Source organism: Pseudomonas fluorescens (assembly GCF_900215245.1).
Classification (GTDB): domain Bacteria; phylum Pseudomonadota; class Gammaproteobacteria; order Pseudomonadales; family Pseudomonadaceae; genus Aquipseudomonas; species Aquipseudomonas fluorescens.
Genome location: NZ_LT907842.1, coordinates 4,656,183 through 4,667,119, shown reverse-complemented (window position 1 = coordinate 4,667,119; position 10,937 = coordinate 4,656,183). Strand labels below are relative to the sequence as shown.

General features: G+C 59.6%; 9 protein-coding genes. 2 read left to right on the top strand and 7 right to left on the bottom strand.

The window, feature by feature from the left end; all coding sequences use genetic code 11:
- Positions 1-6: 6 nt before the first annotated feature.
- The 6 genes from CPH89_RS21900 to CPH89_RS21875 form a co-directional block, all read right to left on the bottom strand.
- Positions 7-747, bottom strand: a complete 741-nt coding sequence (locus CPH89_RS21900) for a fimbria/pilus periplasmic chaperone (RefSeq protein ID WP_053255557.1) — start codon at positions 745-747, stop codon at positions 7-9.
- 60 nt (positions 748-807) lie between these two features.
- Positions 808-1,350: a fimbrial protein gene (locus CPH89_RS21895; RefSeq protein ID WP_053255556.1), complete on the bottom strand. Its 543-nt coding sequence runs from the start codon at positions 1,348-1,350 to the stop codon at positions 808-810.
- Between the two features lie 252 nt (positions 1,351-1,602).
- The gene (locus CPH89_RS21890; protein WP_053255555.1) at positions 1,603-5,244 is read right to left on the bottom strand and encodes a transporter substrate-binding domain-containing protein; all 3,642 of its coding nucleotides are present in this window, start codon (positions 5,242-5,244) and stop codon (positions 1,603-1,605) included.
- Complete coding sequence (locus CPH89_RS21885) at positions 5,244-5,870, bottom strand: response regulator transcription factor (RefSeq protein WP_053255554.1); 627 nt, start codon at positions 5,868-5,870, stop codon at positions 5,244-5,246. The genes CPH89_RS21890 and CPH89_RS21885 overlap by 1 nt, the downstream gene beginning before the upstream one ends.
- Before the next feature lie 137 nt (positions 5,871-6,007).
- A complete protein-coding gene (locus CPH89_RS21880; RefSeq protein WP_053255760.1) occupies positions 6,008-7,216 on the bottom strand; it encodes an EAL domain-containing response regulator in 1,209 nt (402 codons plus the stop codon).
- A gap of 127 nt (positions 7,217-7,343) precedes the next feature.
- The gene (locus CPH89_RS21875) at positions 7,344-8,342 is read right to left on the bottom strand and encodes a bile acid:sodium symporter family protein (protein ID WP_053255553.1); all 999 of its coding nucleotides are present in this window, start codon (positions 8,340-8,342) and stop codon (positions 7,344-7,346) included.
- Between the two features lie 85 nt (positions 8,343-8,427).
- Between CPH89_RS21875 and CPH89_RS21870 the strand changes: the two genes are divergently transcribed.
- Positions 8,428-9,216 carry an AraC family transcriptional regulator gene (locus CPH89_RS21870; protein ID WP_053255552.1) on the top strand — a complete coding sequence of 263 codons (789 nt, stop codon included), beginning with the start codon at positions 8,428-8,430 and terminating at the stop codon, positions 9,214-9,216.
- Between the two features lie 55 nt (positions 9,217-9,271).
- Here the strand turns inward: CPH89_RS21870 and CPH89_RS21865 are convergent, their stop codons facing one another.
- The gene (locus CPH89_RS21865) at positions 9,272-10,285 is read right to left on the bottom strand and encodes an ABC transporter substrate-binding protein (RefSeq protein WP_053255551.1); all 1,014 of its coding nucleotides are present in this window, start codon (positions 10,283-10,285) and stop codon (positions 9,272-9,274) included.
- A gap of 166 nt (positions 10,286-10,451) precedes the next feature.
- On the opposite strand from CPH89_RS21865, the gene CPH89_RS21860 reads away from it, so the two are divergent.
- A complete protein-coding gene (locus tag CPH89_RS21860; protein WP_053255550.1) occupies positions 10,452-10,880 on the top strand; it encodes a hypothetical protein in 429 nt (142 codons plus the stop codon).
- Positions 10,881-10,937 lie beyond the last annotated feature (57 nt).

Here is a 10,937-nt window from a genome sequence, read left to right as displayed (position 1 = left end):
TAACGATCAGGGCTTCAGCGGCTGCTTGGTCGGCACTAAAGCGCCGTAATCGTTGATGGCGTTGAACTCGACCTGTGCCGAAGCGCCTGGCTGAGACTTGAGAGTCGGCAAGGCGAACACCGTGCTTTCACCGGGGCCGACCATGCCGCCGTCACCCTCGTAACGCTGGGTGCCCGCGACCAGGGTCAATTCCGCCAAAGACACGTGGTAGACCGTTGGGTTAAACGCTTGCAAGGCATAACCCGCACCGTCGGCAATCACTTTCCATTGCACCTGTTGCGGCGCGTCGCCGGGCGAACCTGGCAGGCCGTCGGGGCGGTAAAAAATCTTGATCCGGGAGCGGAAGGCCATTTGCAGCACATTCATCTCCACCGGGCCTTCGGCCTTGGGCGGGATCTCTAATATGTTGAACCAGAACACCGACTCTTTATTGGCCGGCAAGGACGCCCCCGTGAACATCAGGCGCAGGCTCTGGCCTTTGCTCGGGTCAATTCGCGAGACCGGCGGCGAGAGCAAAAACGGCGCCTTGGAACTGGTGGGGCTGGACTGCACATCCCCGGTGTCGACCCAGGCTTGCACCAACGCAGGTTTCGAGCCGTTATTGTTGAGCTTTACGGTGATTTCTTTCTGACTGGCCGGGTACACCAGGCGAGTCCCGGTGATCACCACACCGGCCATGGCCTGGGAACAGACCAGCGAAGCCAGGATCAACCAGGCCCCAAACCGAACTTTCTTCACGCAAGACATAAGACACCTCCTCCGCCCTACATCAGTGCGCCGGTCACGGCGCACTGATGTGCAAGCGACTTACTTGTAGTCGATGTTGTAGGTCACAGAGCTGAGCACGGTGCCAGGGGTGGCGGCGCCGGTTGCGTAGTACTGCACGGCGTAATCCATACGCACACCGCCGGAAGCCAGGGTGTTACGCGAGGTGTTGGTTTTCTGGTTGGTGTTGCCCGCCTGAATGACGTTGCCGTTCACGGCGTCGATCAGCTGCAACTGCACCAGCGAGGCGGTACCGGTGGTGTTGTTCAGGTTACCGGTGGCGGGGTCGACGGTGGCGCCGGAGTTGAAGAACGCGGCGGCGGTGGTTGCCGTGCCCGTGCAACCGCTCAGGGTGACGTCAAAGCCTGTACGGCCTTCGGTCTTGCCGGCGACGTCGAGCAGGCTGTTGGAAATGGTCGGCAGCGTGACGGTGGCGACCGCTGGGCTGACCACACCACCAACAGAGATGGTGCAGGTCTGGCTGACCAACTCGCCGGCAAAATTGATGGTGCCATCGGCCGCAGTGGCGAACTGAGCGCCGGTTGCGCAAAACAGGGCAGCGAGGGTGAGTGCTTGAACTTTCATGGTACAGCTCCAAAGGGAAGGTTATGAACACCATCGCCAAGCCTTGTTGGGCTGCCAAACGCCGAAGCGGGTGAGCAACGAACACAACACATGTCTTGTGCGACAGGTACATCTTCCCGTGAGGAGCAGACCACTCACGTAGTATCCATCCCCGCACCTTGTAGGAAATTTCCTAGCGGATTTTTTCTCTTGCCACGCGCGGCCAATAAAAAAGCCGCAGCGTGGCGGCGGCTTTTTCACGGTGCAGTGCGATCAGGCCAAGAAGATCTCCAGGCGCTGCCCCAGCTGTTCCATGGCTTGCTGCAGCGCATCGACCGCGTCAGTCAGCACTGCCGAGTTCAACCCTTTGCAGCCAGCCTCCAGCGCCTCGCAACATTCGATCAAGGCATGCGCCTGGATGATCCTCGCACCGCCCTTGACGCGATGCGCCAAATCACTGAGACCGCTCAGGTCATGCTGGGTAAACAACCGGATCAGTTGCGCCATGTCCTGTGCATTGCTGGTTGCCAGGTCCTGCAGCAGGCTTTTGATAGCAGCGTCATCACCACGGCTCAGGTGGATCAGGCTGGTCAAGTCGATGCCGTCGATGCTCGGTAGCGGCGGTTCTTGCGCCAGGGGAGCGACCGCGCCAGCAGATACCAGGGACGCCAATCGGGCATTGAGGTCATTGAGGCTGATGGGCTTGAAGAGGCAGTCATCCATGCCCGCCTGCAGGCAGCGGTCCTTCTCTTCAGGTTGGGCGTTGGCGGTCAAACCGAGGATCATCCCGGGTGCAAGCCCCCTGCTGCGCTCTTCATCGCGGATGGCGCGGGCCAGTTCATAGCCATTCATGATCGGCATGCTGCAGTCGGTAATCACCACATCGAAATGCTGATTGCGCCAGGCGCGCAGGCCATGGGCACCGTCTGCGGCGTCGCTTACCCGGTGCCCGAGAAAGCTCAGTTGCTGGGTCAGCAACAAGCGATTGGCCGGGTAATCGTCGATCACCAATACATGCAATACCTGGGCGGCTTGAGTCACCACCACTGAGGATGGCTCAGGCTCGTCAACCGGCAGCAAGGTGGGCAAAGCGAGACGGACCTCCACTTGGGTGCCTTGCCCTAACACGCTGCTCAAGGTCAGGGTGCCGCCCATCATCTCGCACAGCGTACGGCTGATCATCAGCCCCAGGCCCGAGCCACTGCGAGCCGCCTGCCCGTGGTTGCTGGCCTGGCTGAACGGGTTGAACAAGCGTTGTTGGTCGTCAACGGAAATGCCACTGCCGCTGTCCTCGACCCTCAAGCAAAGCGCCAGCCGCTCATCATTGCGGCTAAGCTCGGCGCTGACGCTTAATCGAACTTGGCCCACGGCGGTGAACTTGATGGCGTTACTCAGCAAGTTGGAGACAACCTGCTTGAAGCGCAGAGGGTCGACCAGGACCTGGCAGTTGAGCGTGGCGTCCAGATCAAGGATCAGCCGCAGTTGCTTCTGCCGCGCCAAGCCCTCGAAGATGCGCGCCACTGACTCGACCAGCGCCAGCAGATTGGCCCGCTCCGGCGCCAGGGACAGGCGCCCGGACTCGATGCGTGCGATGTCGAGGATGTCACCGATCAGGTCCAGCAGCCCGTGGGCGGCATTGGAGGCCACCTCGATGGAGGCTCGGTCCATGTAACCTTGATCAGCTTTTTTCTGCGCCAGCTCCAACATGCCGATGATCGCATTCATCGGTGTGCGGATTTCGTGGCTCATGGTCGCCAGGAAGGTGGTTTTGGCGCGACTGGCATCGTCGGCATGGTCCTTGGCCTCACGCAAGGCCTCCAACAGGTGCTGGCGTTCGCTGATATCGATCCAGCCGCCGATCATGCCATTGACTTCACCGTCGCTGCCTCGGTACGGCAACATCCAGTGGTAGATCATCAGGACCTGGCCCGTGCCCATCGTCAGGCAACGGTCCTGCACACGCGGAACCCCTTCTTCCATCGCCTGTAAATAGTCCTCGTGGTAGCTGGCGGCCTCGCTGGGGTTACTGAGTACACCATCCATCACAGTCTTGCCGATGACGGCTTCGCGTTCGACGCCAAACACGCTCAGGTAGCCGCTGTTGCACACCACCAACCGCCCTTGGCGATCACGCACATAGATGGGGTGCGGCGTGCCATCGATCAGCACGCGCATGAACTCCAATTGATCATTCAGGGCAATCTCGGCCTGCCTGCGCGTGCGCATCAGCCTGCGCAGGTAAGCAATCCACAGCATTGCCACCAGCAACAGCACGCTTGCCAGGGCAAAGCCCTGAATGATCACCGTGCGGTTGCGCAGCCAGTAACTGTCATCCACGGCAATGTCGCTGCGCCAGCGGTTAGTGACTTCGTCCAGCTCTTCGGGCGGGATGCTCAGCAACGCTTTTTCCAGGATCGAATACAGCTCAAGGGAACCCCTGGAAGTGGCAAATGCCGTGCGCGCCAGTTGCGTGCCCACGGTGCTGGTGATGCGTAGCTGCTCCCGGTACTCACGCGCGATCATGTAGCGGGCGATGATCAACGAATTGACCGCCGCATCCGCCTTGCCATCGGCCACCAGCGCCATCACTTCCTGGGCGTTACGCCCCTCCACCAGCTCAATCCGTGGGTACTGCTCGATCACCAGGTCGCGTATCGGATTACCGTGTATCAATGCCAGCCGTTTGCCCGCCATCTCATCCAGGGTGCTTGGGCTGTTGGGTTGGGTGCGGCTGACCAACACATACGGGGTATTCAGGTAAGGCCGGGTAAAGTGCAGCACGCCCTCGCGGGACGTACTTGGCGTCAGCGTAATCAGCAGGTCGGCCTTGTTGGCACGCACTTTGTCGACCATATCGGCCACTGAAACCGCACGCGCCACGTCGAACTTCAAACCGGTGCGCAGTGACACCTTGGCCAGCACATCGGCACTGATGCCGCGAAACTCGCCCTCTTCATTGAAGAACGACAGCGGCAAGAAGCTGTCGTCAACCGCCACCCGCACTGACGGATGCGCATCCATCCAACGTTGCTCACTGGCGCTGAAGTGCAATGCCGTACGCCCGGGGATACTGCTGCCACCGGCACTCCAGCGCCGCTGGATATTCATGCGTTCGCTGATCGGAATCGCCGCCAGCGCGCTATTAAGCACGCGCTGCAGGCGCGCATTGTCGTGAGCCATGGCAAACGAGAAGTTGCTCGCTTCTACTTGGGAGAAGTCAGCCAACTGCACATTATTCAAGTAATTCTTGTTGATCAGAAAATTGGCGCTGAGCGCGTCGCCCAGGTACACGTCGGCGCTGCCGAAGGCCACCGCACCGATGGCACTCAAGGTCGAGGGAAACAGTTGCAAGGTGGCCTTGGGGTAAAACGCCTTGACCGCCTCGGGTGAGAGGTAGTGATACAGCATCGCGATTTTCTTGCCCGCCAGGTCCGGCGACAGTGCACGGCTGTCGCCTAAGCGTGTCACCAGCGCCGGCAGGTCATCGGCGTAGGCCGTCGACAGCAACAGCCCGGCATCGGCGGCCTCATAGCCGTTGGCGACGCCCAGAAAGTCCACCTCTCCCCGCTTGAGCCCGTCGATCACCTCGCCACGCGAGGCATACCGGCGCACTTCTACCCGAACACGCAATAACTCACTCAATAGCTGCGCGTAATCGGCCGTCATACCTTCATAGTCGCGGCCATTGTTGACCATGCCCAGCGGCGCATAATCCGGGTTGGAGTCGCCCAGGACCAATACATCCTTGCTGCGCAGCCAACTCCAGTCCGCCTCGGTAAGCACGGCCTGGTAACCATCGACATGGGAGCGCCCCAACACCTGGAACGCGCCGACCTGCGAGCCCGCCAGGGCAGCACCGTTGAGCGCCATGCCAAGTACCAGTAGCACCATCCACTTACGCAAGAGAAGGCTCATCAGATCAGGTTATTACGTTTGGCAAAGTCAGCGAGGTAGACCACAGACTTGACCTTGAGCTTTTCGATCAAGCGCGTTTTATAAGTGCTGACGGTCTTGTTACTGAGCAGCATGGCGTCACCGATCTCCTTGTTGCTCAACCCTTGGGACAACTGTTGCAAAATCGTCAGTTCACGATCGGAGAGGCTCTGGATCAACTCCAGGTCGGTGGTTTCGACATCACTGCGGCGCACCGAACTGTTGGCCAGGTTCGGAAAGAAGGTGTATCCGCCCATCACCGCCTTGATCGCTTTAATCAGTTCGTCCAGGTCATTGGTCTTGGAGATATAGCCGGCGGCACCGGCCTTCATGCAACGCATCGAGTAGAACAGTGGCGATTGAGAAGTCAGCACCAGGATCTTGCACTTGAGGTCCAGTGCACAGATTCGCGCGATGACCTCCAGGCCGTCCAACTTGGGCATGGCGATATCCAGCACGATCAGGTCGGGTTCATGCTCGCGCGCCATCTGCACCGCGTCTGCCCCGTTATCGGCTTCGGCAACGACGTCGAAATGCTCTTGCTTGAGCAGCATTTTGACCGAAGAGCGAATAAAAGGATGATCGTCCACAACTAACGCCTTAAACATAACTACCTCTGCGAGACACACCGAAACGCGCCGAGTGTGCTTAGACCCGTCGCATAAAGCAGTGGAAAAAGTGATCGATCAATACCCCGCTCAAAATACACGAGCGCGATTCAAGTGTAGAGAATATCTGGACGACCTCAGACGTTATCCAACCCCACGCGCTGACTCGCAAGGTGTGTTTCCAGCCACACCAGCAGCCGATGCCCCGCCATTGGCCGCGCCAGGTAAAACCCCTGGCCGATTTCACACCCCAGGGCCAACACACCTTCATGGGCGCGCTGAGTGCCGATGCCCTCGATCACCAAGCTCATGTCCAGCGAGCGCGCCAATGCCAACGTACTGGCGACCATGGCCTGACTGAGCGGTTCGCCAATATGGCGAACAAACTCGCCGTCGAGCTTGAGTTGATTGAAGGGCAGTTGGCAAAGCAGCTTGAGCGATGAAAAGCCCATGCCAAAGTCATCGATAGCCAGGCCGCAGCCGAGCATGCGCAGCCGCAGCAGGTTTTCCTGGATTCGCGGTGAGATATCCAGCAGACCGTTTTCCGCCAGCTCGAACAACAGCGTCGAGCCGGGAAGGCCATGGCGCAGCAACGCCTGCTGGATATGCCCCATCAACTCGTTGTTGAGCAATTGCGAAGCGTGCAGGTTGAACGCCAGTTCGAGCTGGATCTGCTGACGACGCAACACCCCAAGCAGGCTCAGGCCTTGCTCCAAAAGTTGCATGAACATCTGGTCGATCAAATCGTAGGCCAGTACGGCAGCCAGAAACTCCGCCGGCAACAGCACACCGCGGGTTGGATGCTCCCAGCGCACCAACACCTCTACCCCCGCGAGGCGCCCGGTGCCCAGCATGAATTTGGGCTGAAACCAGGCACGAAACTCACCCAGGGCCAGGCCTCGATGAATTTCCTGCTCAGTGGGCAAGGCCCTGGAGGCAGACGGACGCAGCGACGCCGTCGGCCGCTGGCAATAGCCGCGCAATAACTGGCGCAGGGCGCGCAGCTGCAATGGCTGGCTCAATACACCCAGCACGTGCAGACCGGACAGACAACGCATATGCACCACGGCGCGGCGCAACGCGGGATGGAGCTCACTGCAAAACACCACTGCACGCGCCAGGCCTGCCCGTCTGACGCGTTGCAGGAAGTCCAGGCAGTCAAGACTCCGGTCGGCCACGTCACAGAGCACGATGTCGACCCCGCCGCACGCCTGCATTTGCGCCATGGCGTGTTCGACGTCGCTGGCCTGCAGCACAGTGGGCAGCCCCAGCCGATCAAGCATCTTGATCAGAACACTGCGCTGAAAGCGTTGGCTTTCCAAAACGAGGATGCGGAGGTGAGCCATGCTTATCAACCACTTTGCAAAAGCGAAGTGGGTGATAATGACCAGGAACAATCCGATCCTAAGAAGGAAGCATCCTGTCGATCTGTAGGAAATTTCCTAGCAAAAAAACCTTACCGGCATACGCGGATCACGGATCCACCTGCGCCATCAGTTCTGGAATGCTTTCCGGCCGTCTGGCATAGCGCTGGGCCAGCGCCGCACACACCATCAACTGGATCTGGTGAAATAACATCAGCGGCAGAATCAACACGCCCATGGTCGCCCCGGCAAACAGCACCTGGGCCATCGGCACGCCCGTCGCCAGGCTTTTCTTCGAGCCGCAGAACAGGATGGTGATGCGGTCTTCCTGGCTAAAGCCGAAAGCCTTGCCGAGCACGGTGGACGCGACCAGCACCAACGCCAGCAACACACAGCACGCCACCACCAGGCCGCCGAGTTCCCACAGTGGGATCTGGTGCCAAATGCCTTCGTTGACCGCTTCGCTGAACGCCCCGTACACCACCAGCAGGATCGACCCTTGGTCGACAAACTTCAGCCAGGATTTATTGCGGCCGACCCACTCGCCAATCCAGCGCCGGGCGATCTGCCCGGCCACAAAGGGCAGCAACAGCTGCACGCTGATTTTCAGGATCGCGTCGACGGTGGAGCCCGCATCGCCGTGCACGTTGAGCAACAGCGTCACCAACAACGGCGTAAGAAAAATGCCGAACAGGCTGGAGGCCGCCGCGCTGCAAATCGCCGCCGGGATATTGCCGCGCGCCAAGGAGGTGAAGGCAATCGCCGATTGCACGGTGGCCGGCAGCGCACACAGGTAAAGCATGCCCATGTACAGGTCGTTGCCGATCAGTGGCGAGAGCAGCGGCTTGAGCGCCAGGCCCAGCAACGGGAACAGCACGAAGGTCAGGCTGAACACCAGCAAATGCAGGCGCCAGTGGCCGGCACCGGCGACGATGGCCTGGCGCGACAGCTTGGCGCCGTGCAGGAAAAACAGCAGCGCGATGGCCAGGTTGGTCACCCAGCCAAAGGCCACAGCGGTTTGACCACTGGCGGGCAGCAGGGAAGCGAGGATCACCGTGCCGATCAGGGTCAGGGTGAAGTTATCGGGCAGAAAACGCGGGCGGGTCATAAGCAAATCTTCCAGGGGTTGCCAAGAGCATCGTCGCGACTCTAACGTAATGGCTTGTTACCGACTAACGCCAATGAGCCAGTAAATGCCTCCTAAAGGACATGACAAGACGGTTCGACGCAGTGTGCCGGGGCTTTCCAGCCTGCCACGCCCGGTGTATGGGCGCACTGAATCACTGCCCAACCGGGCGCTGACGCGCCGGCACAGTCACCCGTGGGTGCAATTGTCCTACGCGATTTCCGGGGTGCTGGAGATCCAGACCAGTGTCGGCCGTTTCGTCGCACCGCCCCAGCGCGCGGTGTGGATTCCGGCGGGCATGCCGCACCGGGTGTTCAGTTCGCCGCACACGGAAATGCGCAGCCTGTACCTCGATTGCAGCGTTACCACCTGGGCGGCAGAGCGTTGCCAGGTGCTGGAGGTGAGCAGTTTGTTGCGCGAGTTGATTCGCAGTTTCAGCAAACTGCCGGTGGAATATGCCGAAAATGGGCCCGACGGGCGCCTGGCCCAAGTGGTGCTGGACCAACTTGCCGCCGCGCCGCAGGTGGACTTGATGTTGCCGTTGCCCCATGACGCGCGGCTGCGGCAGATTTATCGCAGCCTGAACCTGCACCCGGAGCAGCAGACGACGTTGGGGGCGTGGAGCCAGAAGCTGGGGGTCAGCGAGAAAACCCTCAGCCGGTTGTTCCTGAGTGACACCGGCCTGACCTTTCGCGCCTGGCGCCAGCGCCTGCGACTGCTGAGCGCCCTGCCCGCCCTGGAACAAGGCGAGCGCGTGACGGATGTGGCATTGGCGTGTGGCTATGAATCGACATCGGCGTTTATCAATGCGTTTCGCCAGCAGTTTGATGCCACACCGGGTGAATTCTTTCGCTGACTCTTAGACGACGAAGCTCCCACAAGTTGTGCGTATTTCAAGTCAAGCAGGTGACTCAGCTGCCATTCCCGCCATGGGCCTCTTCAAAGAAGTAATCCTTCCAGCTCGCCGCTTTGTTTTTCAATACACCCAATTCCTGCAACTTCTCGGCGTAGATATAGGTGCGCTGCGGCACGATGGTGAAGTCGATTTCCGGGTCCTGGACGATTTTCTCCACCAGGTCCAACGGCAGCTTGGATTCTTCTACACGGATGTACGTTTTGGCGGCGGCAGGTTTGTCGGCTTTGATGATCTGCTCGGCCTCGGCCAGGGCATCGTAGAACGCCTGGTAGGTCTTGGGGTTTTCATCGTGAAACTTCTGCGTGGTGTACAGCACGTTGAACGACGCCTGCCCGCCCAGAATGTCGTAGGAACTGAGCACCTTGTGCACGTTGGGGTTTAACAATTCCTGGTACTGGAACGGCGGGCTGGAAAAGTGCGAATTGATCTCCGAACCACCGGCAATCAACGCGGCCGTGGCATCCGGATGAGCCAGACTGATGGAGATGTCGTCGAACTTCTTATAGTTGGCCGCACCAAACTGCTTGGCGGTTTCAATCTGCAACGTGCGTGACTGGAAGCCCACGCCTGCGGCCGGCACAGCAATGCGGTCTTTCTCGGTGAAATCGTTAAGGGTCTTCACATTAGGGTTGTTGGTCAGCAGGTAGTTGGGCATCGAGCCTAACGACGCGATGGCCTTGACGTTCTGCTTGCCCTTGGTGCGGTCCCACAAGGTCAGCATCGGCGGCACACCAGCCGACACCACGTCCAGCGCACCAGCCAGCAGCGATTCATTCATCGCGGTGGCGCCGGAAATGCTGTTCCACTCCACCTGGATATCCAGGCCCTGCGCCTTGCCGTGTTTTTCGATCAGGTGCTGGTCGCGCACCACATCGAGAATCAAGTAACCGATACCGAATTGTTGAGCGATGCTGATTTTGCCCTCGGCCTGGGCGCCAGGGCTGAGCAGCGTACTCGCGGCCGCCAGGGACGCGGCCAGCAGGGTCAAGGAGGAACACTTGAAAGTCATGGGGAATCTGCCGCGTTTTCGAGAAGGTGATGAAGCCTAGCGGCGATGTTTAAGACTGGAAAAGAATATCGGGATCTATTGTTATGCAAATTATCCCCAAAAAACCGCGTGGCTGTTATTGTGCCGCGCTTTGAAAGACACCTGCCGACCTGCGAGGAGATGAACGTTGAACACTGACGATAAAATGACCGGGGACCTGTTCGAGGTGGATAAGCGCCTGTCACTCAAGCCCGTGGTGGACTTCAACGCCTACCTGCGCAGCGCCTTTGGCGACGGCCCGTGCACCTGCGTACGTTGCGCCGCGGCCAACGGCGATGAGACCGGCTATGCGTTCCAGCACACCTTCCACTTCGACGGTAAACCCAGCCACCGCCGCTTCGCCTCTACGGCGGGCAGTGATGTGTTGATGGCGCTGAAAAAAGCATGGTTGTCGTACACCAAAGCCGAGCTGCCGCTCAGTGGTGTATTGCTGCTGGAGACGGTGAAGGAGTTTGTTGAACCGCAGTTGCACAAGCGCCTGACGCCGCTGTTTCTGGCCAGTGAGCTGGTCAAGGATGTGGATGGGCAGTTGCTGGTTCAGCCGCAGGCGAGTTGAACCCACTCGAGAACTCTTCAGAAATAAAAAGCACTGCTCTACTTACCAAGCAGTATA